This window comes from Geomonas sp. RF6 (assembly GCF_021044625.1).
In the GTDB taxonomy this organism is placed as follows: domain Bacteria; phylum Desulfobacterota; class Desulfuromonadia; order Geobacterales; family Geobacteraceae; genus RF6.
The window spans coordinates 2,723,821-2,746,833 of record NZ_CP087999.1; the positions used below are offsets into that span (position 1 = coordinate 2,723,821).

Annotated in this window: 18 protein-coding genes; 9 read left to right on the top strand and 9 right to left on the bottom strand. The window is 61.5% G+C overall.

Going from position 1 to position 23,013, the window contains the following annotated elements:
* Window positions 1-70: 70 nt before the first annotated feature.
* The 3 genes from ligA to LPW11_RS11740 form a co-directional block, all read right to left on the bottom strand.
* Window positions 71-2,077, bottom strand: coding sequence for an NAD-dependent DNA ligase LigA (ligA, locus tag LPW11_RS11730; protein ID WP_230994078.1), 2,007 nt, complete (start codon window positions 2,075-2,077; stop codon window positions 71-73).
* Window positions 2,078-2,151: 74 nt separating this feature from the next.
* Window positions 2,152-2,523 carry a type II toxin-antitoxin system VapC family toxin gene (locus LPW11_RS11735; protein ID WP_331001566.1) on the bottom strand — a complete coding sequence of 124 codons (372 nt, stop codon included), beginning with the start codon at window positions 2,521-2,523 and terminating at the stop codon, window positions 2,152-2,154.
* Window positions 2,520-2,711: a type II toxin-antitoxin system VapB family antitoxin gene (locus LPW11_RS11740; protein ID WP_230994079.1), complete on the bottom strand. Its 192-nt coding sequence runs from the start codon at window positions 2,709-2,711 to the stop codon at window positions 2,520-2,522. Before LPW11_RS11740 ends, LPW11_RS11735 begins: the two co-directional genes overlap by 4 nt.
* A 204-nt stretch (window positions 2,712-2,915) precedes the next feature.
* Between LPW11_RS11740 and LPW11_RS11745 the strand changes: the two genes are divergently transcribed.
* Window positions 2,916-8,390 carry a carboxypeptidase regulatory-like domain-containing protein gene (locus LPW11_RS11745; RefSeq protein ID WP_230994080.1) on the top strand — a complete coding sequence of 1,825 codons (5,475 nt, stop codon included), beginning with the start codon at window positions 2,916-2,918 and terminating at the stop codon, window positions 8,388-8,390.
* A 632-nt stretch (window positions 8,391-9,022) separates the two neighbouring features.
* Here the strand turns inward: LPW11_RS11745 and LPW11_RS11750 are convergent.
* Entirely contained in the window at window positions 9,023-10,069 is a 1,047-nt protein-coding gene (locus LPW11_RS11750; protein ID WP_230994081.1) for a M48 family metallopeptidase, read from the bottom strand.
* On the bottom strand, window positions 10,066-11,364 hold the full coding sequence (locus LPW11_RS11755) for a DUF898 family protein (protein ID WP_230994082.1): 1,299 nt from the start codon (window positions 11,362-11,364) through the stop codon (window positions 10,066-10,068). The genes LPW11_RS11750 and LPW11_RS11755 overlap by 4 nt, the downstream gene beginning before the upstream one ends.
* A 428-nt stretch (window positions 11,365-11,792) precedes the next feature.
* Between LPW11_RS11755 and LPW11_RS11760 the strand changes: the two genes are divergently transcribed.
* The 3 genes from LPW11_RS11760 (at window position 11,793) to LPW11_RS11770 (ending at window position 14,384) form a co-directional block, all read left to right on the top strand.
* Window positions 11,793-13,826, top strand: a complete 2,034-nt coding sequence (locus tag LPW11_RS11760) for an ATP-dependent helicase (RefSeq protein ID WP_230994083.1) — start codon at window positions 11,793-11,795, stop codon at window positions 13,824-13,826.
* Window positions 13,827-13,903: 77 nt separating this feature from the next.
* On the top strand, window positions 13,904-14,128 hold the full coding sequence (gene relB, locus LPW11_RS11765) for a type II toxin-antitoxin system RelB family antitoxin (RefSeq protein WP_230994084.1): 225 nt from the start codon (window positions 13,904-13,906) through the stop codon (window positions 14,126-14,128).
* Window positions 14,112-14,384, top strand: a complete 273-nt coding sequence (locus LPW11_RS11770) for a type II toxin-antitoxin system RelE family toxin (RefSeq protein WP_230994085.1) — start codon at window positions 14,112-14,114, stop codon at window positions 14,382-14,384. Before relB ends, LPW11_RS11770 begins: the two co-directional genes overlap by 17 nt.
* Window positions 14,385-14,430: 46 nt before the next feature.
* Here LPW11_RS11770 and LPW11_RS11775 read toward each other — a convergent pair whose 3' ends face one another.
* Complete coding sequence (locus tag LPW11_RS11775) at window positions 14,431-15,036, bottom strand: peroxiredoxin (RefSeq protein WP_269145334.1); 606 nt, start codon at window positions 15,034-15,036, stop codon at window positions 14,431-14,433.
* Window positions 15,037-15,219: 183 nt separating this feature from the next.
* Here LPW11_RS11775 and LPW11_RS11780 point away from each other — a divergent pair, with 183 nt between their 5' ends.
* Window positions 15,220-15,735: a peptidylprolyl isomerase gene (locus LPW11_RS11780; protein ID WP_230994086.1), complete on the top strand. Its 516-nt coding sequence runs from the start codon at window positions 15,220-15,222 to the stop codon at window positions 15,733-15,735.
* Between the two features lie 266 nt (window positions 15,736-16,001).
* A complete protein-coding gene (metK, locus tag LPW11_RS11785; RefSeq protein ID WP_230994087.1) occupies window positions 16,002-17,171 on the top strand; it encodes a methionine adenosyltransferase in 1,170 nt (389 codons plus the stop codon).
* An 83-nt stretch (window positions 17,172-17,254) separates the two neighbouring features.
* On the opposite strand, the gene LPW11_RS11790 is transcribed toward metK, so the two are convergent.
* Window positions 17,255-17,956, bottom strand: a complete 702-nt coding sequence (locus LPW11_RS11790) for a response regulator transcription factor (protein ID WP_230994088.1) — start codon at window positions 17,954-17,956, stop codon at window positions 17,255-17,257.
* A gap of 6 nt (window positions 17,957-17,962) precedes the next feature.
* Window positions 17,963-18,919 (bottom strand): sensor histidine kinase, encoded by a 957-nt coding sequence (locus LPW11_RS11795; protein WP_230994089.1) that lies wholly within the window; start codon window positions 18,917-18,919, stop codon window positions 17,963-17,965.
* 237 nt (window positions 18,920-19,156) lie between these two features.
* On the opposite strand from LPW11_RS11795, the gene LPW11_RS11800 reads away from it, so the two are divergent.
* The 3 genes from LPW11_RS11800 (at window position 19,157) to LPW11_RS11810 (ending at window position 21,741) form a co-directional block, all read left to right on the top strand.
* Window positions 19,157-20,248 carry an NAD(P)H-dependent flavin oxidoreductase gene (locus tag LPW11_RS11800; RefSeq protein WP_230994090.1) on the top strand — a complete coding sequence of 364 codons (1,092 nt, stop codon included), beginning with the start codon at window positions 19,157-19,159 and terminating at the stop codon, window positions 20,246-20,248.
* Between the two features lie 498 nt (window positions 20,249-20,746).
* A complete protein-coding gene (locus LPW11_RS11805; RefSeq protein WP_230994091.1) occupies window positions 20,747-21,340 on the top strand; it encodes an HdeD family acid-resistance protein in 594 nt (197 codons plus the stop codon).
* A gap of 65 nt (window positions 21,341-21,405) precedes the next feature.
* Window positions 21,406-21,741, top strand: a complete 336-nt coding sequence (locus tag LPW11_RS11810) for a hypothetical protein (RefSeq protein ID WP_230994092.1) — start codon at window positions 21,406-21,408, stop codon at window positions 21,739-21,741.
* 6 nt (window positions 21,742-21,747) lie between these two features.
* Here LPW11_RS11810 and LPW11_RS11815 read toward each other — a convergent pair whose 3' ends face one another.
* Window positions 21,748-22,923 carry a PP2C family protein-serine/threonine phosphatase gene (locus LPW11_RS11815; protein ID WP_230994093.1) on the bottom strand — a complete coding sequence of 392 codons (1,176 nt, stop codon included), beginning with the start codon at window positions 22,921-22,923 and terminating at the stop codon, window positions 21,748-21,750.
* Window positions 22,924-23,013 lie beyond the last annotated feature (90 nt).

Consider the following 23,013-nt stretch of genomic DNA (forward strand, 5'->3'; position numbering starts at 1 on the left):
TCTTCCTGTTGCTGCGGCGATGCCGGAAACGCTGCGCTTATTCCGGCCTACAGTACAACACGCCCTATCATCACTTCAGCAGCTCCAGAAATTCATCTTCGGTCAAGACCCGCACCCCGAGCTGCTGCGCTTTTTCCAGCTTGCTTCCCGCCTCGGCGCCGGCGATCACGAAATCTGTCTTTTTGGAAACCGACCCTGCCGCGTGCCCCCCTTCACCTTCCACCATCTTCTTGGCTTCATCCCTCGTGAAGCGGGTGAGCGCGCCGGTGAAGACGAAGGTCTTGCCGGTGAAGCGCCCTCCTATCCTCTTTTCCTCCACCGATGGCGAGACCCCCGCCGCCAGCATTCTCTCGATGACCTTCTTGTTCTGCTCGCTTTTGAAGAAGTCGCTGATGCTTTCGGCGACCTGCGGCCCGACTTCCCTCACTGAAAGGAGCTCGTCTGTCGTTGCGTTCTCCAGGTGCTCGATGCTGCCGAAGGCGGTCGCCAGGAGCTTTGCCGTGTGCTCGCCGACGTTGCGGATGCCGAGGGCGAAGATGAAGCGGGACAGGTCGCGCTTCTTGCTGTTCTCGATGGCGTTCAGCAGATTTTCGGAGAGCTTTTCCCCCATCCGCTCAAATTGCATGAAGTCTGCGCGGGTGAGGTAGTAGATGTCGGAGACGTCCCTGATGAGCTGCAGGCGCAGGAGCTGCTCCAGGTACTTCTCGCCGAGCCCTTCGATGTCCATCGCGCGGCGCGAGGCGAAGTGCTTGAGGGATTCCCTGATCTGCGCCGGACAGGAAAGCCCCACGCAGCGGACGGCAACCTCTCCGGGGACACGCACGACCGTTCCGCCGCACTCCGGACACTGCTCCGGGATGGCGAGGGGCGTTTCGCCGCCGGTCCGCTTTTCCAGGATGACTTTCACGACGGCGGGAATGACGTCGCCGGCGCGCTCCACCACCACCGTGTCTCCTTTGCGGATGTCCTTTCGCTCCATTTCCTCCCAGTTGTGCAGGGTGGCGCGGGAAACGATGACGCCGGAGACGTTTACCGGCGCGAGATGCGCCACCGGGGTGATGACGCCGGTGCGCCCGACCTGCGGGACGATGTCCTCCACGACCGTCGTTGCCTGGCGCGGGGGGAATTTCCAGGCGATCGCCCAGCGCGGCGAGCGGCTCTTCTCACCGAGGTCGCGCTGCATGGAAAAGGGATCCACCTTCACCACCACGCCGTCGATCTCGTAGTCGAGATCGTCGCGCCGCTCCATCATCTCCTGATAGTAGGCCACTACCTCCGATACGCCGGATACCTTCCGCGCCAGCGGGTTGACCGGCACGCCGAGGAGCTGTACCCGGGTCAGGAAGTCGCTCTGCGAGCCGAATTCGATCCCCTCCACCTCGGCGGGTGCGTAGCAGAAGATGTGCAGTGGCCTCTTTGCCGTGATGCGGGAGTCGAGCTGCCGCAGGGAGCCGGCGGCCGCATTTCGCGGGTTGGCAAAGGGGGGCTCTCCTGCCTCTTCCCGCTCCGTGTTGAATTTCCTGAAGGGAGCCAGGGGGAGGTAGACCTCGCCGCGCACCGTAAGGAGGTCCGGCGGGGTCTCGCCGGAGAGGCGCAGCGGGATGTCGCGCACCGTCTTCAGATTTTCCGTCACATCTTCGCCGACGAATCCGTCCCCGCGGGTCGAGCCGAGCGAGAAGAAGCCCCCTTCGAAGATCAGCTCCACTGCGACCCCGTCCATCTTCGGCTCGCACACGTACGGGATCGCTTCGGTCGCGGGAAGGCCCAGGAAGCGCTTGATCCTGTCATCGAAGTCGCCGATGTCCCCTTCCTCGAAAGCGTTCTCCAGGGAAAGCATGGGGGTGCGGTGCCGCACCTGGGAGAATTTGTCCAGCGGGCGCCCGCCGACCCGCTTTGTCGGGGAGTCGGGGCGGGCAAGCTCGGGGAAACGCTCCTCCAGGTCGAGGAGTTCACGGAAAAGGGCGTCGTACTCGGCGTCGGTGATTTCCGGCGCGTCCAGCTCGTAGTAGAGGCGATTGTGGCGGGTGACTTCGGCAGTCAGCTGTTCGACTCGTTCTGCGGGAGATGTGTCGGTCATTCTGGTTGTCTGTCCTCTTTCTATAGTCCGTAAGGGTGAAATCTTGGGTGAGGCATCTGCCGGAAACGCTCCGCTTATTCCGGCCTACATGAAAGTCCCAGCGTTTCCGCGGCTTCTGCAACTCTCTGGTCCAGAGTCCATATCCGTGCGCCGCTGAGGGCGGCTGAGGCCAGGAGATGAATGTCAATGAGGCCCACTCCCTTTCCAAAGAGCTGGTGGCGCTCCAGAAACAGAAGGACCTCGTGATGTTGCGCCTCGGCAGCGACCGGCAGTGCATTGAGGAGTGCGAGAACCGTTTCCCTCTGGCGCAAGTTGCCGCAGGCTACTTCCCCGACGACGAAGGGGTGGCAGAGTACCGTTCCCTCTTCCAGAAGTGCCACCAGACCGGCATTGGAGGATCGCAGGTGATCAATCCACACTGATGTGTCGACGAGCACCATGTTCATCGAGACTTCCTGCGTGGGATATCTTCAAGCTCTTTCTCGCTACCCCCCAGCTCAGCGAGCCTTCGGGCGCTCTCCCTCGCTATGAGCGCCTGCAGCCCCAGCTTCACCAGCGCTGTTTTCTCCGTTACCCCCGTTAGTCTCGATGCGGTGTCGAGAAGTGCGTCATCGATGTTCATGGTGGTCCTCATCGGCTCCTCCGTATGCATCTATGATATGTCTTAATATGTACCGAGAAGATGCATGCGTCAACAAAATCGGTTCTTCACCATCCGCCCCCCTCGGGCTGTTGTCTCAGTTTTATACATTGTTTATTAGCTATCGTTGTGATAATGGATATCGCCTCATGTGTGGCATGACCACATCTTTAATGCAATGCAGACCCAGGAGGACAGATGCATCGGAACCACACCCCGAGGGGGCGGCTCTTCCCACTTATCTCCTTAAGACCGATCCTCATGGCGGCTGCCGTGGTACTGTCAGCTGCCTTTCCCGCGGCTGGAAGCGCAGGCGCCGCCGGTGCGGGAGTGACGCGCGCCGTTCCTGCGGACTTCCCCACGATACAGGGTGCGATCGACGCCGCTGGCAATGGCGACACCATTGTCGTGGCGCCTGGTCTCTACCGCGAGCGCATCAACTTCAAGGGTAAGGCAATAACCTTGAAGAGCAGCGAGGGGCCCCGGACCACCTTCATAAACGGCTCCCACAAAGGCTCCGTCGTGACCCTTTCTTCCGGCGAGTGGAATACCTCGGTCCTCACCGGGTTCACCATTCAAAATGGCGGCCCGCAGTCGGGGCTGCTGAGCGGCGGAGGGATCTATATAGAAAATGCCTCGCCGATCATCTCCAACAACATCATCACCGGGAACTCCGCATGCGACGGCGCGGGGATCTTCGCCTCGGGGAGCCCGATAATCCGCAACAACACCATCTCAGGCAACAGGCAGGAAGGGTGCAGCGGGGGAAACGGCGGTGGTGGCATTGCACTCCTTGGCGGCAGCGGCGAGGTGGTGGATAACCTCATAGTCAGTAACCTCATGCCCGAATCGCGCGGAGGGGGGATCTCACTTGCCCGCCCGGAGGGTAAACACACCGTCCGCGGCAACATCATCCGCAACAACCGCGCGGGGTGGGGGGGCGGCGGTGCCTACCTGATCACCTCCGAAGAATCCCGCCTGGTGCAGAACGTGATCTTCGGAAATAGCAGCGAAAGGGGGGGCGGCGTACTGATCGACCTCGGCGGGACCCTGCTGCACAACACTATCACGGATAACTACGCTCACATCGGCGCAGGGATCTCCTTCGGCAGGAACCCCGGAAGCGGCGAGATCGCCAACAACATAATCACCGGCGGGAACGGGCAGACCGTCATCTACAGCGAGATGGATGCGTCGGCAAACCGCCCACTGAGGCGAAATGTCCTCTTTTCCTCCTCAAACACCATCTTTGGCGGCAGCTACGTCGGATATGACCTGGCGGGGAATGTGGCGGCGGATCCTCGCCTGAGCGCTTCCGCGTATGGCTATTTCGGCCTTATGTCCGGCTCCCCCGCCATCGATGCCGGCGACAGCACGATTGCCGGCATCCCCTCCACCGACATCACCGGATCTCCACGGTTCGTGGCGGGTATCGCCGGCGGCCCGGCAGCGGTCGATGCCGGTGCCTTCGAATTCGATCCCTCGGAGCCACGGGTGGAACTGGTCGGGATACCGTCCCCCGTCTCACGGGATTCCGAGACGTTCAGCATCACCGTCGTCGGCGACGATCTGCTCTCCTACCGCTTCGCTGTCGACGACGGTACCTTCTCCGAGGACCTCCCGGCTGACGTCCCTCAGCTGAACCTGGGGAACCTTTCTCCCGGCAGCCATACCGTCGCCGTCGCAGGCGCCTTCCGCACCGGCAGGCAACGGGTAGAGTCCGCCACGGTAGCCCACTGGACCATCGACAATGCCCCCCCCGTCACCACGGCGATCCCCGGGAGCGGCACCTTCAACGAGCGCCAGACGGTGACCCTTTCCTGTGACGACGGCACCGGCAGCGGGTGCGTGGAGACCTTGTACTGTCTCGGTCCCGACTGTGTGCCGAACACACGATACGAAGGACCGATCGCCGTCAACTCCCCCACCGCGCTGCGCTACTACTCGCACGACGCCTTCGGGTACGCTGAATCGATCACGACGGCGAGCTACAACTTCACCGCCACCGTCTCCGGGCGGGCAACAGACAGCGTCACGGGCGCAGGGACCCCCCTTGTCCGCGTTAACGCCTATGACGCCGCGACCGGCATGTACCGCGGCTCCGCCGAGACAAGCAGCACGGGAGAATTCCTCATCAGCGGATTGCCCGCCGGGATCTACAAGTTCAGTTTCTACGGCAACGGCTATGCCACCATGTGGTACGGAGGGAGTCTCAGCGCCTCCGGTGCACGTACCGTTGTGGTCGCCGCTCCGGGGACGAAGAGCGGTATTGACGCGGCACTGACAAAGGGAGGGAGCATCGCCGGCACCGTTACCGACGCCGTCTCCGGCGCGGGGGTAGAGGGTGTCAACGTGACCATACTGGATTACTACTCCGTCTTCACGGACAGTACAGGTGCATACCTCATTTCGGGGCTACCCGCCGGGAAATACACCGTGCAGTTCCAGCCACCTTACAACTCCCCCTACCTGAAGGGTGATACAGCCACTGTTTCCGTGACTGCTCCGCTTGTCGCAGGGGGAATCGACTGCAGGCTCAAGAGAGGGGGGGCGATAACCGGCACGGTGACTAGCAGCACCGGTGCCGCCATGCCCGATGTCCACGTTTCCGCCATCGACGCCATCACCGGCGGGCAGCTCACCACGACGAACACCGACAGTTCCGGGCAGTACACTCTCGCGGGGCTGCCGTCGGGGAACTACAAGATCTCCTTTACCTCTTACGGATACGGCACCGGCTGGTACGCCGCAAGCTCCACGCCGAGCGGCGCGACCGTACTGTCGGTCACTGCACCGGAGACGTTGTCGGGCACCGACTATGTCCTCAAGCAGGGGGGGACCATCACCGGCACCGTCAGGGACAAGGTCTCCGGCGCCGGCATCGCCAATGCCTACGTCTCCGCTTTCGATATCGCCATGCACGGGTATTTTTCCGGCTCTTACACCGACAGCTCCGGAGCTTACAGCCTCTCCGGGCTCCCCTCCGGAACCTACCTGATCAGGTTCTCAGCACCGGGATACGTCGAGCAGTGGGCAGGGGGGACCGACGAGCAGGGGACCGGCACCTCGATCGCAGTAGCCGCGCCGGGAACAACCGCCGGTGTCGACGGAGCACTCACCACGGGGGGCTCCATAAGCGGAACGATCGTTGACAAGAAGACGGGAATACCACTCCAGTCGATCTGCGTCGGCGCCTACAGGGGGGCGGAGCTGTTGTGGACGAGCGCCGCATGCACAGACGACAGCGGCCGCTACTCCATCGACAGTCTCCCGAGCGGCTCATACCGGCTACAGACCTACATGAATGGGCAGGGGTACTACGACCAGTGGTACACGGAAGCTGGAACCTCTACGCCCAGGAGCGTGGCGGTCGTGGCGCCGAATGCGACCACCGGGATGGACTTTGCCCTGGAGCAGGGGGGAGTAATCAGCGGCCGGGTCTTCGACCGCGAGACGAATGAACCTCTCGCAGGTGCGGCGATAACTGCAATTGGCGTCGGCAGCAGCTATGTCGTTTCAGGCTACACCGACAGCCAGGGTGCCTACACCATTATTTCCGTACCGAGCGGGAACTACAAGGTGGACTTCAACGCCTCCGGGTACATCTCCCGGTGGTTTGGGGATGAGGAGACCGAGGGCGCGGCCGCGACAGTGGCGGTAACAGCGGGGAGCGAGACCGCGGGTGTGGATGCCTACCTCAGCAGGGGGGGGAGGATATCCGGCACCGTTTCGGATGGTAGTACCGGAGCAGGCGTCAGCGGCGTCCAGGTCTACGCCATCGACCGATCAACCGGCTCCTGGGAAGGTGCCGCCTATACCGACGAGAATGGCAGGTACACCATCACGCAGCTGCGCAGCGGCTCGTACCGGGTGAAGGTCGACCCCTTCTTCGGCTCCGCGTACCTCGGCAGGTGGTACGGTTCGCCATGCGCTGATACAGTGTCGGTAACCGCACCTGCAGAGACAGGTGGCATCGACATCCCTTTGATCCGGGGGGGGAGCATCACCGGCCGGGTCACCGACGCTGTCACAGGACTCGGTATCCGCCAGGTTAATATTTCCTGGACGGCTGGAGGGGCGGGGTACGGCACCACCATCGGTTCGAATTACATCGATGAAACCGGCTCCTACACACTCTCCGGACTTCTCCCCGGGATGTACACAGTCTCCTTCAGCGCTGACGGGTACATCCGGGGTACCAGCGCCATCGCCACAATTACGGGGACTGAGATAGTGAGCGGAATCGATGTGGCTCTCGCTCCGGGTGCGAGGATCAGCGGCACGCTGCGTGACGCGGTCACCGGTTCACCACTCCCCGGAATCATGGTCATGGCAGTCGGCAGCACATACGGCGCCGGGGCAAGCACGACCTTCAGCAGTTCCTCCGGAAGTTACACCCTCAGCGGGCTGCCGGCTGGTGAGTACCGGATCTACTTCGGCGCGGGCGGCGCGGCCGCGGGATATCTTCGTTCCTCATACGCCGACCCTGTCACCGTCGCGGCAGCGGAGAGTGTCACCGGCGTAGATTCCGCGCTTCACAGGGCCGGCGCCCTGACCGGTCGGGTGATCGATCCTCTTACTGGAGAGCCAGTCGCAGATGTTGCCGCAGTCGCACACGATCCCGTCACCGGTGCCCGGGTTGCCGGCGCATACTCTGATCAGTCCGGGATATATACGATCTGGGTGCCGAGCGGCACCTACAGTATCGAGTTCCCAGCCAGGAGAGATTCCGACGGCGGGTACCTGGGGCGCTGGTACGGTGCGGAGACGACGGCGGTGCAGGTAGCGGTAGAGGCGCCGGAAGTCATCAAGCTTGCCGACACCCCTTTGAGCAGGGGAGGCGCCATCTTCGGCCGCGTCGTCGTGAACAGCTGCTTTGCGGCGTCCTCCATTGCCATTGTTGTGTATGACGCGCAGACGGGGGAGACGGTGACCACGGTCGGAGTGGGGCTCGATTATGCCGATGCCTTCAGCATAGGGGGGCTACCCTCCGGCAGGTACAAGCTCTTTGTGGATACGGGGGGCAGCGATTTTGTTCGCCAGTGGTACCCCAACAGCGGCGGCTTTGAAGGGGCCCAGGAGATAGAGGTCCGTGCGGGGAGCGTGAGCGGCGGCATAGAGATCACCCTCGAGAGCGCCGGTGGTATCGTCTCCGGTACGGTCTGCTCCGGCTGGTCCGGAAACGTGCAGTTGCGCGACCGCTTTTCCGGGGCAATCGTGGCGCAAACGTCAGCTACAGCGGGCGCATTCCGCTTCACCGGCATCCCTGACGGCACCTACAGCGTCTTCTTCTCAGCCGACGGCCGGCTCTGGTATGCGGCGGGGAGCGGGGATGCATCTTCCGTCGTGGTAAGCGGCGCGGTCGCAGTGCCGATAGAGGCGTGCCCGGGGTGGCCGCTGCAGGGGGTGCCGACCATCACCGATGTTATGAAGGCGTTGCGGATTACCGTCGGCTCGCTGGATGCCACACCAGATCTGATGGAGGTCTTCGATATCGCCCCTGTTGTTGCGGGGGTCTCTTCCCCCGACGGGAAGGTGGACATCAGCGATGTCGTCATCCTGCTGAGGCTCGCGGTGGGACTTCCGGTATTCGGCCCGCCCACCTCTGGCGGTGGTGGCAGCGTTATCAGTACCGGGAGCGGGTTCGTGCTGGAGCAGGTGGGGGGGCAATAAAGAGGGGCATTCCGGGAAATCCTGGGACGGTGGATGTACGCTTGCCACGAAGCACTGCACGAGGCCTCGCGTCCCCCCCTTTGCAAAGGTTCATCCGGGAATTCCGGGAATTCAGCCCGGTCGCTTCCGTTGACGTGAGGGGACACTAGTGGCGCCGCGCTGGAGCACAGGCTTCCCAGCCTGTACCGCGGCGCCAGCCGCGCGGTCTGTGGCGGCTGCGCCGCCATCGCAGGCAAGATGCCTACGCTCCAGCGTGGGGGCACCCGGATTCTTTGTAGCGCGTTCCCCAGAAATCCCGGAAGACCCTTTACGAAGGGGGGACAGGGGGGATTTGACTTGGCCAGGACCGTCCTGCAAAGTGCGGAATTGCTGTGGTCTCAAGCCATACCTTTGATTCATTTGCAAAACAACTGGGGGCTTATGTCGTTGATCTTAAAACTGCCGCAGCACTGCGGAACTGAGGAGACTTGAAGATTAAATCCCCCCTGCCCCCCCCTTCGCAAAGGGGGGAACGTTGGGCCTTCTGCAGTGATTCGTGGCAATGTAGCCACGCTCCCCCGGAATTCCCGGATGGATTGACGCAATAGCCTCGCCTACGCCTTTGGGGCACCAAAACCTTCCTTTCCGACCGGCTATTTCGCCCTCTCCGCCGGATTTTCGGCGCTCAGTACTCGCGTGATCCTGTCGGGCGTGCTGGGATGGCTGTTCAGAATATCCAGGGATATGGGGGGATCTTCTTCCTTCTTGGCGGCGGAGGAGAGGCGGCCGAGTATCTCGGCGTAAACCCGCGGTCGCACCCCCTCCGATTTGAGATAGGCGACCGCCGCGTCATCCGCTTCATACTCGAATTCCCGCGAGTACCCTGCGCTGATGAGGGTGGCCGGGAGGGTGGCGGCGAGGGAGGTGACGGAGGTTATGTCGCCCGTCACGGCGGCGATGACTACTCCGGCCCCGGAGCTTTGCAATAGCTGCCGGAGAGCATGTCGGTAGCGGATGTGCCCGGACTCGTGCGCGAGGACGGCGGCCAGCTCCTCGTCGCTTCTGGCCAGGGCGACCATGGCGTCGGTGATGACTATCGTCCCTCCAGGGAGGGCAAAGGCGTTCGCGCCGATTGCTCCCCCGTTTCGAAATTCCAGCCTGTATTTCCTCCCGTCGGCGTTACGCGCGGCGACTCTGCCGAGAATCCCTGTTATCTCGCGCCGGCGGGACTTGGAGAGCCGCGACGGCTTGAGATACATGTGATCCAGTTGCGCCAGCGCCTCCTTTCCCACTCCCTCTTCCGCGTCCGGTTTCACCGCCCAGGCGACCTGCTTCACCAGCGCGGGGATGACTGTCTTGATGAACCCCGCCACCATGAGGGAGGTCAAAAGGAGGGCGACGATGGCCAGCGGGATGCTGCGCTCCCACCGGACCAGGACCGACCAGAAGCGCCCCTCCTTCTTCTCGCCCAGCACCCTTTCAACTTCCGCGTCTGTTGCGAGCTGGCACAGCGCGCCGCCGGGAAGGAGAAGGGAGCGGCGTACCCCGGGGATTGTCGGTGCCACTTTTATCTCCGCGACGGCACAACTCGCTTCCACTCCGGCGCCAGCAAAGCGCACCTCCGCTCCCACCCGCTCGACCGTCACGGAGTGGCGCGCCGCGCTCTTCCCGTCGAAGTATATCCCCCTGACCGTACTCACAGGCCAATCTCGATACCGAACATGTCGCCGATCTCCTCACCGGTTGACCCGATCCGCTGGTGCCCCCACCCAAGGAAGCTGTCGTGGTCGTCGTTCAGTTCCAGCGCGAGGTGGTCCATGCGGTAGCGGGTGAGGCGCACTGTCGCCCAGGGGATAAGGAGGCCACAGGAGCAGACGACCGCGACGGCGCTGGAGAGGTAGAGCCAGGCCATGGGGGCGATTTCCAGCGTGCTGGAAAAGCGGCTGTTCTTGATGCGGGTGGCATTCCAGGTCAGGTTGGCAAGAGCGGTGCGCAGGTAGATGGTGAAGAAGAGGTAGAAGAAGGAGGATGCTGCCAGCGCCCCCACGGTCCAGGCGATCACCTTCACTTTCATGCCGCTGCTGGAAGAAAGCGACAGGAAAAGGAGAGAGATGTCGTCCAGAAAGGATGAGAGGACGATGGCGAGGAAGACGAAGCCGATGAAGGTGGCGATGAGCCAGCCGAGTGCCTTCAGGAAGACGGCGTAGTAGTCCCTTGCCTCGGCATGGAAGGTACAGCGTGTGCGCCCGTAGCCGCTGTTTTCCACCAGGAATTTTTTCTGCCGGTAAATCATGTACGGCGTGATGAGGCCGAAAGTGACCGGGATGAGACACGGCAGCCCCGCGAAGACGACGTAGGCCTCACGGTAGTTGGGGGTGAAGGTAAAGCGGATGTTGCGGTGCGCGGAGTAGCGCATGTTGAAGATGCGGGAGCGCACGATGAGCCAGGGCATGGCCATGAAGAAGAGGACGCTGCAGACCGTGGCTACGGATGGGTTCACCCTGGAGCCTACCGAGTAAAGGATGAAGAAGATCGCCGCGACAAGCCATCCCTTGAAAATGATGAAGGGGTCCGCGAGGTACTCGAACGGGACGTCGTCGAGGCTCGTGTTGCCGTAAAAGTACCTGCGCTGGCGCACCTTCGCCCAGGCGGAGTAAATGCCGAAGGTGACGATCTTCAGCATGGTGTTGACGATCCATATCCCGAAGTAGTTCCCGGCGGTTCCGGTGAAGCTGAATTTGATGGCGCGGCGCACCGGTCGCCTGGGCGGGACGGGGGGGATAGGCGTAACCGGGGGGGAGTGGTCAGCGACTGCCAGCGCCTCGCGTATCGGCAGAGCGGGTTCTTTCGGCGAGACGGGGGCTTCAGGCGGATCGAGCGGAAATCTGCTGCCGCATTTTGGACAGGTGGCGGTGGTCGTCCCCGCCGGGATGCGCGAAGGGGCGTATGCTCGGGAAAAGTCGCAGGATGGACAGGTGACGGTTACAAGAGGCATGCACTCTCCGCGGTGGCTACTCTGGATGTTGAGCGGGTGGTTCTCGGGCGGGGACAAACTACCATAAGCTTAATGGAAAAACATTATTTTTGTAGCGCACCGGTTCCTGCGATCGGCGCGGCCAACCTCTGCCCCATCCCCACCCTGTCCCTCCCCTTGAAAGGGAGGGGACGCCTGAGATCCTGCTCTGCTAAAGGAACACAGGGCCCGGTCGCGCAAGCGATACAGGCTTACTCCAAGCTCTCGGATGAGCCTTTCCCGATTCGTCACCGAAAGCCTCTTAACAGCATCGAGCAGCTGATTTTCGCCACGTTCCACTCCTTCGACAGAGTGAGCCGGTGTCGTGGGACCTTGCATTGAACTTCCCATTCTGGTAACAATGGTGAGCCTTTTTCCGGGCTTCTTCTTCTGATTCAGAGGTTTTTCATATGCTTGACCTGTCCAGACTGAACCCAGAGCAGCTTGCCGCGGTGCAGCATACCGAGGGGGCGCTCCTCGTTCTCGCCGGTGCCGGCTCCGGGAAGACCGGCGTCATCACCTACCGGATCGCGCACCTCATCCTCGACAAGCACGTCCCCCCCGACCGCATCCTCGCCGTGACCTTCACCAACAAGGCCGCAAAGGAGATGAAGGAGCGCGTGGAGCATCTGGTGGGGAGAAAGGCGTCGAAGGGTATCGTCATCTCCACCTTCCACTCTCTCGGCGTCAGGGTGCTCAAAAGGGACATCGAGCGGCTCGGCTACAAGCGGAACTTCTCCATCTACTCCACGGCGGACCAGGTCGGGCTCGTGCGCCAGATCGTGCGCGAGCTCAACACGGAGGGGAAGAAGTACGACGCGGAGGCGCTGATCTGGCGCATCTCCGGCGCGAAGAACAAGCTGATCCCGCCCGAGGGGTACACTCCGATGCCGGGGGACGATATCGACCGCATGGCCGCGCTCGTCTATCCCCGTTACCAGTCCGCCCTGAAGGCATTCAACGCCATCGACTTCGACGACATCATCATGCTCACAGCGGAGCTTTTGCAGCACCATCCGCCGGTGCTGAAGTACTGGCAGGAGCGTTTCAGCCACCTCATGGTGGACGAGTACCAGGACACGAACTCCTCGCAGTACCTGCTCATCAACCTTCTGGCGGCCGGGAGCAGAAACCTCTGCGTCGTGGGGGACGACGACCAGTCCATCTACGGCTGGCGCGGCGCGGACGTCGGGAACATCCTCGATTTCGAGAAGGACTTCAACGGGTGCCGCACCATCAAGCTGGAGCAGAACTACCGCTCCACCGGCAACATTCTGGAAGCCGCCAACAGCGTCATCGGCAACAACAAGATCCGGAAGGCGAAGAGGCTCTGGACGGCGACGGGGACCGGAAAACTCATCGACCTGTGTATCGTGCAGGATGACGAGGAGGAGGCGACCTCGGTCGTGGAGCGGATCCAGCTGGAGCGCTTCAAGAACAACACCCCCTACAGCGAGTTCGCCATCCTGTACCGCACCAACGCCCAGAGCAGGGCTTTCGAAGAGCAGCTGCGCTTCGAGGACATCCCGTACGTCCTGATCGGCGGCACGCAGTTTTACGAGCGGAAGGAGGTTAAGGACTCCCTTTCCTACCTGAAGGTGATCGCCAACCCGCTCGACGAGGTCGCGCTCCTGCGCATCGTCAACTTCCCGAAACGCGGCATCGGCGACGGCACCGTGATCCGTATCAACCAGTGGTCGATCGAGCAGGAGTGCCCCCTTTTCGAGGCGTTCGGCAGGGTGGAGGAGATCGAGGGGATCGGGGACGCCACGAAGGAGAAGGTGCTAGCCTTTCATCGCACCCTTCTGGACGCGGCGCGCGATTTCGAGCGGGAAGGGGGGCTGGCCGAGAAGGGGAAGGCCCTTCTGCAGAAGCTGAAGATCGAGGAGGAGATCTACCGCACCATCGATGACGCCCCCACCGCGAAGAGAAAGGTGGAAAACGTGGAGCAGATCATCAACTCCATGGCCGCCTACGAGGAGCGGATCCCGAAGCCGACGCTCGCCGGCTTTCTGGAGAAGGTGTCACTCATGGACGAGGACCGCTTCTCCGGGAAGGACAAGAAGGATCACGGCCGGGACGCGGTGACGCTGATGTCGCTGCACTCCAGCAAGGGGCTGGAATTCCCCTTCGTATTCCTCGTGGGGCTCGAGGAGGAGATCCTGCCGCACAAGAGGGCGATCTACGAGGACTTCACCGTCGACGAGGAGAGGCGTCTTTGCTACGTGGGGATCACCCGTGCCCGCCAGCAGCTGGTGATGACCCGCGCGCTGTACCGTAAAAAGTACGGCAAGCTGCAGGAGCGCATCCCGTCACGCTTTCTGGACGAGATGCCGCAGCCGGTGCTCAACGTGATCCAGAGCGGAGTGGCGGCGGGCTCTGCGGAGGAAGAGGTGAAGACGGCGGAGGACTTTTTCGCGAAGATGAAGGCGATGCTGGGGTAGGACGAGGGAACGTGGCCGTAATCGAGCCTTGGCTTTGGCCCGGCTTTGCTATACACCTATAGGAAAGGAGGCTTGTCATGCTGGCCATAGACTTGCCGGAAGACATACAAATGAGACTTGATCGGCTGGCGAAGGCGACGGGACGGCCGAAAAGTTTCTATGCACGGGAAGCGATCATCGAATATCTGGATGATCTCGAAGATGCATATCTCGCTGAAAAAGAGCTAGCGGAAATTCGTGCCGGGAAGGCAAAGACTATTCCGCTGGAGGAAGTGATGCGGGAATATGAGCTGGAAGATTGAGTTCTCACCTGCTGCAAAGAGGGAACTGGACAGGTTGGATCGTCCTATCGCCCGCCGCATCCTCAATTTCCTTTCGGAACGTGTTTCGAAGCTCGACGATCCGCGTGCTATGGGTGCAGCCCTCAAAGGGCCGCACCTAGGAGAGTTCTGGAAATACAGGATCGGAGACTATCGCATAATCGCCAAGATAGAAGATTCACAGCTGCTTATACTGGTGCTCAGGGTTGGTAACCGGCGCGACATATACGAACGGTGATGGAGGTGGCCCCGAACTCCTGAGCAAGTGTCCCCCCGCAACAATCCTATCTCGTAAGCGTCTTCTCCCCGTGCTTCCACCCCAGCGGGCATAGCCCTCCCGTCTGCAGCGCCTCGAGGACGCGCAGTGTCTCTTCCACGCTGCGTCCGACGTCCATGTTGTGCACGACCTGGTACTGCAGCACCCCCTGCGGGTCGATGATGTAGAGCGCACGCAGGGCCATCCCCTCCTTTTCGTCCAGACAACCGTAGTCGCGGGCGACCTCCTTGTTTATGTCCGAGAGAAGCGGAAAGCCGAGTTTCCCCAGGTCCCCGCGCTGTACCCAGGCGAGATGGGAGTACTTGCTGTCGGTCGATGCACCGACGACTTCCGCATTCATCTTGCGGAAAGATTCCAGTGCCTCGCTGAACCCTTTTATCTCCGTCGGGCAGACGAAGGTGAAGTCGGCGGGGTAGAAAAAGAGGACGAGCCACTTCCCCTTGTAGTCGGAGAGGGAGATCCTTTTGAATTCCTTCCCCTTCTGCATGCCGACCAGTGCGTCGAGGGAGAACTCCGGTGCCGGTTGCCCCACCTTCGCCTGATAGCGGTCTTCGGCATGCCCCTGGAGAGGAAGTGCCAGCGCGGCCAAAAGTATCATCGTTGCGAGTTTCATGATGCGTCTCCTTGCTGATCCTATTACCATAACCGGGGGTAAAGGCGCGCCCCCTGCCGTTTTGCCAGTTTTAATATACCGGCGGGTCAACCATTTGCAACGCTGACAGTAAAAACTGTTCACCAACCACTCCATGTGTGATAGATAGTGGAGATAAATCTAACCCAAAGGAGCGCGATAGACATGTCCGAAGAAAAAAACCCCGTTGTTCTGATGGAAACTTCGATGGGAAACGTGAAGATCGAGCTTTTCAAGGACAAGGCGCCGATCTCGGTGCGTAACTTCCTTTCCTACGTCAAGGACCAGTACTACGACGGGACCATCTTTCACCGCGTCATCAACGGATTCATGGTCCAGGGCGGCGGTATGGATGAAAACATGCAGCAGAAAAAGACGAAGTTCGCCATCAAGAACGAGGCAACGAACGGCCTGAGCAACAAGCGCGGCACCCTCGCCATGGCAAGGACCGCCGTCGTCGATAGCGCTACTTCCCAGTTCTTCATCAACCTGGTGGACAACGCGTTCCTCGACCACTCCGGGAAGTCGCCGGACCGCTACGGCTATGCCGTTTTCGGGCAGGTGGTGGAAGGGATGGATGTGGTTGATGCCATCCGCACCGTTAAGACAGGGAACAAGGGCGGGCACTCCGATGTTCCGGTGGAGCCGGTATTCATCAAGTCCGTCAAGGTCGAGGAATAGCCGCTGCCGTTCAATTGACCGCACGAGTAGGAGCCCCGGCTGTCGCGGTTGGGGCTCTTTTTGCGTCTTGGATCCGCAATGCGGTCGGTACGGTGCCAAACCAAAAGCTTCTGCCGAAGGGGTCGCACAGCGGCATCCGCGGTCCATGATTAGCAACTGGGTGTTGACAATCCGCCGAGAATGTGTTGACAAAAACGGTTCCGCGCCTATACAATCCTGCCTTTGGTTTTGCCCGTTTATATCAATACCGCAGAGGGGGTTTCTTCATGGAGATGAAGGACTATATCTTTACTTCCGAATCCGTTTCGGAGGGGCATCCCGACAAGGTCGCAGATCAGGTTTCCGATGCCATCCTGGACGCCATTCTCACCCAGGATCCCAAGGCCCGCGTCGCTTGCGAAACGCTGGTGACCACAGGGATGGCTGTCATTGCCGGTGAGATTACCACCAACGCCATCGTGGACTACCCGAAGATCGTTCGCGAAACGATCCAGGAAATCGGCTACAACGACTCCGCCATGGGCTTTGACTGGGAAACCTGCGCTATCCTCACTTCCATCGACAAGCAGTCCCCGGACATCGCCCAGGGCGTGACCGAAGGGGAAGGCCTCTACAAGGAGCAGGGCGCCGGCGACCAGGGGCTCATGTTCGGCTATGCCTGCACCGAAACTCCCGAGCTCATGCCGATGTCCATCCTGCTTGCCCACAAGCTGGTGCAGAAGCTCTCCGACGTGCGCAAAAACGGCGTGCTGAACTTCCTGCGTCCGGACTCCAAGTCGCAGGTCTCCATCCAGTACATCGACGACAAGCCGGTGGCTGTCGATACCGTCGTCATCTCCTCGCAGCACACCCCCGAGGTCTCCCACGAGATGATCAAGGAAGGGATCATCGAGGAAGTCGTCAAAAAGATCATTCCGGCGGAACTTCTCACCGACAAGACCCGCTTCCTCATCAACCCGACCGGGCGCTTCGTCATCGGCGGCCCGATGGGCGACTGCGGTCTCACCGGCCGCAAGATCATCGTGGACAGCTACGGCGGGCACGGCGCCCACGGCGGCGGCGCTTTCTCCGGAAAGGACCCCAGCAAGGTGGACCGCTCCGCGGCTTACATGGGGCGCTACGTGGCGAAAAACCTGGTCGCTGCAGGGCTGTGCGAGAAGTGCGAAGTGCAGGTTGCCTACGCAATCGGCGTCGCCGAGCCGGTATCGGTCATGGTTGACACTTCCGGCACCGGCAAGCTCCCCTCTGCCCGCATCGCCGAAATCGTGCGCGAAGTATTCGACCTTCGCCCGCGCGGCATCATCGAGCAGCTCGACCTGCTGCGCCCGATCTACAAGAAGACCGCTGCCTACGGCCACTTCGGCCGCGAGCTGCCGGAATTCACCTGGGAGCGCACCGACAAGGTCGCCCTCATCAGGGAAAAGGCCGGGATCTAAGCGATCTGCAGTGCTGTAAATGAAAAGAGGCCGGTGGGAGTCATTCCCGCCGGCCTCTTTTTATGTTCTTCGCGCAGTAGAAGCTACTTCCGGCTGAAGCGGTACCCGACGCCGCGCACCGTCTGGAAGTAGATCGGCTTCGCCGGCTCCGGCTCAAAGTACTTGCGCAGGCGCACGATGAAGTTGTCGAGAGTGCGGGTCTCGGTGTCTGTCGCATACCCCCACACGCTCTCCAGGATCTCGCTGCGCGGGATCGCCTCCCCTTCCCTGTGAAAGAAGAGGGTAAGCATGCGCACCTCCAGGTCGGTGAGGTCGATCTCCCCCTGCGGCGTCTTCGCCCGGTATGAGAGGAGAAAGACTTCGTTCGCCCCGAAACGGTACCCTTCCTCGACCGGCTCCGGCCGGTACCACGACGACCTCCGCAGCATCCCCGAGACGCGCAGCAAAAATTCCTTCAGGTTGAACGGTTTTACCAGGTAGTCGTCCGCTCCTTCCGCGAGCCCCGCTATCCTGTCCCGCTCCTCGGAGCGCGCCGTCACCATCAGTATCGGCACCCGGGCGTCCAGCCGGCGTATCTCGCGACAGACGCGGTACCCGTCCATCCCCGGGAGCATGAGATCGAGGATGATGAGCTCGAAGCGTTCCACCTGCACCTTCTCGAGCGCCTCCTCGCCGCTCTCCACATGGCTCACGAGGTACCCTTCCTGCTCCAGGTTGAAGCTGATGCCGCGCGCCAGGTGCAGTTCGTCCTCCACCAGGAGTATGTGCGATTTCCCACCGTTCATTGCTCGTCAACCTTTCTTGGCGGCTCCTGTGGCAAGTGGAAGCCTGATATGGAAGGTGCACCCCTTCCCCGGTCCTTCGCTTGCCACCGAAATTTTACCGCCGTGGGCGCTAATTACCGACCTGACGATGTACAGCCCCAGCCCGGTACCCCTGATGCTCTCGCCGGGGGTGCGCACCCGGTAGAACATCTGGAACACCTTCTTCAATTCATGACGATCGAGCCCTATGCCGTTGTCGCTGAAGTCGAGGAGGCACTGCCTCCCCCCCTTTTTCAGGGTGACGTGGATCTCGGGGGAGACCGGCGAGTAGAGGAGCGCGTTTTCCAGGAGGTTACGCAGCGCCATCTCCATCGCCTCGGTATCGATGGCGGCTGTAATGCCGTCCTCGACCTCGACGATAATCCTCCCACCTTCCGGAAGCTCGCTGCGGTTTCGCTCCATGTACTCCTTTACGAAGGCGGAAAAGTCGATGGTGGTGGCGCGCTCGCCGAGCTGCTTGAACTCGATGCGCGTCGCCATGAGGAGGTTGCTGGTGAGGTTGTTGAGCCGCTCCGTGTCGAAGAGCATGGTGTCGACGAAGGCATCGAGCTTTTCCTTCGGAACCGTTCTCAGCTTGATCGTCTCCAGGTGCAGTTGCAGCGAAGCGAGGGGGGACTTGAGCTCGTGGGTGAGCTGCGAGATGTAGCTCCGTTGCTGCAGGTAGAGCTTCGCCTGACGCCGCCAGTAGAGAAAAATGACGTAGACGCCGACGAGGATCGCCACCAGCATGAGGATCCCCTCTACCAGCTCCACCCAGCTCAGCCCCTGCTTTACGAGCTCCGGCTTGTAGTGCAGCGCGAGCTCGTGAAACTCCTTGCTCCTGCCGATGAACCAGTACACCCAGGAGACCACCACAGCGACCCAGAGGAGCTGGATGCCGATCAGGGCCAGGAGCGGATTTGAGAGCTTTCTGAACGATTTCATGGCCCACCTGTAGCATCGACAAAGGCTTTTTGCAAGCATATCCGGAAGTGCGGGATGAGGCGACTTTTCACTCTCTCTCGTTGGGGGCACGGCTGTGGAGATACTCACAAGGAGGGTGGTCGTCGAGCTGTGATGGCTAAAAAAAACTTTCCTTGGTGCTTTTACATTACTATTACAAAACCGTTGACACTTCTTTGGTATGTTATGCGTGGCCGCTACAGTCGAGGGAGGAAGCATATGTTTAAGCCGCTGCGCGTTGGAAAGTATGAAGCACGTTATCCGCTCGTTCAGGGAGGGATGGGGGTCCGGATCTCCGCGGGGAGGCTTGCCGGACACGTGGCAAAATGCGGCGGCATCGGACTCGTCGCATCGCCGGGTATCGGCGTCAACAGCGACGAGTACCGCGGGCAGAACTACCTGCAGACGAACCACCTCGCTCTGAAGGTGGAACTTGCGAAGGCATACCAGATAGCGCCGGACGGCGTCATCGGGGTAAACATAATGGTCGCGCTCGCCGATTTCGAGGAGCTGGTGCAGGCTGCTGTCGACGGCGGGGCGAAGGTCATCGTCTGCGGTGCGGGACTTCCGCTGACCCTCCCGGGACTTACGGCGCACGCTCCCGATGTTGCGCTCGTGCCGATCGTCTCCTCGGTTCGCGCCGCGCAGCTGATCGCCAAGAAGTGGGACAAGGCGTACCATCGCCTCCCGGACGCGGTCGTCGTGGAAGACCCCGACACAGCGGGTGGCCACCTCGGGGAGAAGCTGGAAAATATCGGTACCGGCGAATACGACCATTACGGCACGGTACGCGGGGTGAAAGAATTCTTCCTCAGCGAGTTCGGCGTCGACGTTCCCGTCATAGCGGCGGGTGGCGTGTGGGATCGCGCCGACCTCCTTCACGCGTTCGAGGAAGGTGCCGACGGCGTGCAGATGGCAAGCCGCTTCGTGCCGACGGAAGAGTGCGACGCCGACGAGGCGTTCAAGGAGGCGTACCTCAAGTGCCGCAAGGAGGACATCGGCCTCATCATGAGCCCCGCTGGGCTCCCGGGACGCGCCATCGTGTCGAACCGCCAGGAGCTGAGCCGTTTCGACGGCAGTGAAAAGACGGTCTGCTCCATGGGGTGCCTGAAGAAGTGCTCCTACAAGGAGAGCAAGGAGCGCTTCTGCATCATCAAAGCGCTCGACCGCGCCCAGCGCGGCGACGTCGCCACCGGTCTCGTCTTTTGCGGCACCAATGCCTGGCGCGCGGAGCGGATCGAAACGGTGCAGGAGATCTTCGACGAGCTTTTCGCGGTTCAGGAAGAGGATGTGGAGGTTGAGGCGGCCTAGCAGGCGGCTGCGGCTGCGGCGAAATCCCCCCTGTCCCCCCTTCGCAAAGGGGGGAACGTGAGTTGTGGTGCAGTGCTTCGTGGACACATCCTCGAGGTTCACCGGATTCGCGAGGAACCTTAGCAGCAGGGGCGAGGTAACAGCCTCCACTACCATACGGAAAATCGAAAAAGGGTCAGGCGGTCACGCCTGGCCCTTTTTTAGTCGGTTGATCCGAGAATTCCGGAGAAGCGTGGGTACATTGCCTCGAAGCACTGAAGAAGGCGTAACGGTCCCCCCCTGCGCGAAGGTTCATCCGGGAATTCCAGGGGAGTGTCGGTACATTGCCACGCAGCACTGCACAAGGCCTAACGTTCCCCCCTTTGCGAAGGGGGGGGCAGGGGGGATTTGCTGTTTGTCTGCAGCGTGAGTGCCGCGTACCCTCTCTAACTGCCGGATTTCTTGACGGACTCGTACAAGGCAAGTAACGTTTTAGGAGGTGCTTCACAGGAGAGCCTCATGCCTCGAACGATGTACGACCGCAAGTTCTTTCCGCGGCAACTCTTTTCTCGCACCCCCGGCAGGCGCGGGGGGAGCTACCGTGGGTGGCTCCTGACGCTGGGGATACTGTTCGTGCTTCTCGGCGTCATCGGGCTGGCCATGGCTTTTCTGGTGACCCTCGCCACTACGGTCGCTTTCGGGGTCCTCTTTCTTGCCGGGGGTGTCGCACAGTCGGTGCACGCCTTTTCCGTCTCGGGGTGGAAGGAGAGGGGACTTTACCTTCTCATGGGCGTGCTCTATCTCGTCGCGGGGCTCGCGGTAATCTTCAATCCCCTGGCGGCATCGGCGGTCTTTACCTTCATCCTCGCGCTGGTCCTCGTCGTCCTTGGCGTCTGCCGCATCGCCTTCGCGATCAGGAACCGGGGGCAGAGCCGGTGGGAGTGGCCGCTAATGGCGGGGAATCTTTCCATCCTTATCGGCATCATGATCATGCTGCAGTGGCCGCTCTCGGGGCTTTGGGTGCTCGGGCTTCTGGTTTCGCTGGAGATGATATTCCACGGCTGGAGCTTCATGGCGCTGCCGCTCTTCGGGAAGAGGGGAGAGAGCAGGTAACAGGTTGAGCATAGAGGGGCGCCGCATTCCCGGAGTCGCAGGAGTTGTACCAGGAGATACATCAAATGAACATGGGGATGATCTGGGGAATAGCCAAAGTGGCAGCGAGAAATATTCCGTGGGGGAGAGTGGCTCAGCACGCCCCCGCCGTCTTCGACCTCGTGGGCCAGGCGAAAGCGAGGCGGGCACCTCGCCGCGGGGAAGTCGCCGAAAAGGTCCTCTGGCTGGAGGAGGAGAACGAAAGGCTGGCGGCGGCGCTTGTGGAGACGACGGAACAGCTGCAGACCGTGGCCAGAACGCTGGAGACGGTGTCGTCGCGCCAGCTTCTGATCGGAACCGTTGCGGCTGTATCGCTCGTGGTCGGGGTCCTTTCCCTCGTCATTGCAGTGGTGAAGGTCTGACCCCTCCTACTCGGACCGCAAGACCTTCAAAACCAGCAGCGTCACGTCATCGAGCTGTTCCTTCCCGTTTCTGAAGCGCTCCACACTGGCACAGATCCTCCGGCACATGTCCATCGCGCTTATGTCCCCCGCCGTTTGTATGACCCGCGCCAGCCGCTCCATGCCGTACAATTCGGCGTCGCGGTGCTCCGTCTCGGTTATTCCGTCCGTATAAAAGAGAAAAGTGTCGCCGGGCAGGAAGTTGACGCACGCCGCCGGGTAGCTCCCGGAGGGGCTCACCCCGAGCGGGATCCCTTCACTGGCGCTGCACCACTCTGTGGTCCGGGCGGCGAGGCGGCGGATCGCCGGAGGGGGGTGTCCGGCACAGGAAAAGGTGAGGACGCGGTCCCTGGTGTCGAGGACGCCGTAGAATGCGGTGACGAACTGCTCCTGCCGCGACCTGACGGTGAGGAGATCGTTGAGAAAGGCAAGGACGGCATCGGTGTCACCCTTGTGCGGAGCGAGGTGGAGCATGACGTGGATCATGGCTGTCATGACGGCGGCGCGGGGGCCGTGGCCGATGACGTCGGCGATGAACACCCCCCAGCGCCCCCCGTCGATGGGGAATATGTCGAAGTAGTCGCCCCCGGCAAGCCGCGCCGGGCGGTAGAAGCTCGCGGATTCGAAGCCGTCAATCTGCGGGATCGGGCTCGGCAGCAGGGTCGCCTGCACCTCGCCGACAGAGCGGAATTCCTGGTCGAGCTGGTCGTAGGCGCTTTGCAGCTCTGCGCTCTTCGCCTCCAGCTCCTTCAGGGTGCTGCGCAGCCTGAGGTGCGTCTTCACACGGGCCTGCACCTCGTCGAAGTGGAACGGCTTTGTCACGTAGTCGACGCCCCCCGTCTTGAAGGCCTTCACGATATCGTCGGAACGGTCGAGCGCGCTCAGGAAGATCACCGGGATCTCCTTCAGCGTCGGATGGTCCTTCAGGCGGCGGCACACCTCGTACCCGCTCATCCCCGGCATCCTGATGTCCAGGAGGATGAGGTCGGGCGCGGGGTCCCCGAAGGCGAGCTCCAGCCCTTTCTCGCCGCTGGTCGCCACCATGATGGCGTAGTCCTGCCGCAGCGACTCCATGAGAACTCGGATGCTCTCAGGGGTGTCGTCTATGATGAGGACTCGTTGTCTTCCCGCTTTCTCATCCATGCTGCCCCGTGTGGAATTGCCCCGGCGCCTGATGTCTCCTCAAGGAGTGGGCGAGGCTAGTACGTTCCCCCCTTTGCGAAGGGGGGACAG

Bases quoted from the DNA above. Each gene is read 5' to 3' on its own strand.
- ligA (WP_230994078.1), bottom strand. From the start codon at position 2,077: ATGACCGACACATCTCCCGCAGAACGAGTCGAACAGCTGACTGCCGAA.
- LPW11_RS11735 (WP_331001566.1), bottom strand. From the start codon at position 2,523: ATGAACATGGTGCTCGTCGACACATCAGTGTGGATTGATCACCTGCGA.
- LPW11_RS11740 (WP_230994079.1), bottom strand. From the start codon at position 2,711: ATGAGGACCACCATGAACATCGATGACGCACTTCTCGACACCGCATCG.
- LPW11_RS11745 (WP_230994080.1), top strand. From the start codon at position 2,916: ATGCATCGGAACCACACCCCGAGGGGGCGGCTCTTCCCACTTATCTCC.
- LPW11_RS11755 (WP_230994082.1), bottom strand. From the start codon at position 11,364: ATGCCTCTTGTAACCGTCACCTGTCCATCCTGCGACTTTTCCCGAGCA.
- LPW11_RS11760 (WP_230994083.1), top strand. From the start codon at position 11,793: ATGCTTGACCTGTCCAGACTGAACCCAGAGCAGCTTGCCGCGGTGCAG.
- relB (WP_230994084.1), top strand. From the start codon at position 13,904: ATGCTGGCCATAGACTTGCCGGAAGACATACAAATGAGACTTGATCGG.
- LPW11_RS11770 (WP_230994085.1), top strand. From the start codon at position 14,112: ATGAGCTGGAAGATTGAGTTCTCACCTGCTGCAAAGAGGGAACTGGAC.
- LPW11_RS11775 (WP_269145334.1), bottom strand. From the start codon at position 15,036: ATGAAACTCGCAACGATGATACTTTTGGCCGCGCTGGCACTTCCTCTC.
- LPW11_RS11780 (WP_230994086.1), top strand. From the start codon at position 15,220: ATGTCCGAAGAAAAAAACCCCGTTGTTCTGATGGAAACTTCGATGGGA.
- metK (WP_230994087.1), top strand. From the start codon at position 16,002: ATGGAGATGAAGGACTATATCTTTACTTCCGAATCCGTTTCGGAGGGG.
- LPW11_RS11790 (WP_230994088.1), bottom strand. From the start codon at position 17,956: ATGAACGGTGGGAAATCGCACATACTCCTGGTGGAGGACGAACTGCAC.
- LPW11_RS11795 (WP_230994089.1), bottom strand. From the start codon at position 18,919: ATGAAATCGTTCAGAAAGCTCTCAAATCCGCTCCTGGCCCTGATCGGC.
- LPW11_RS11800 (WP_230994090.1), top strand. From the start codon at position 19,157: ATGTTTAAGCCGCTGCGCGTTGGAAAGTATGAAGCACGTTATCCGCTC.
- LPW11_RS11805 (WP_230994091.1), top strand. From the start codon at position 20,747: ATGCCTCGAACGATGTACGACCGCAAGTTCTTTCCGCGGCAACTCTTT.
- LPW11_RS11810 (WP_230994092.1), top strand. From the start codon at position 21,406: ATGAACATGGGGATGATCTGGGGAATAGCCAAAGTGGCAGCGAGAAAT.
- LPW11_RS11815 (WP_230994093.1), bottom strand. From the start codon at position 22,923: ATGGATGAGAAAGCGGGAAGACAACGAGTCCTCATCATAGACGACACC.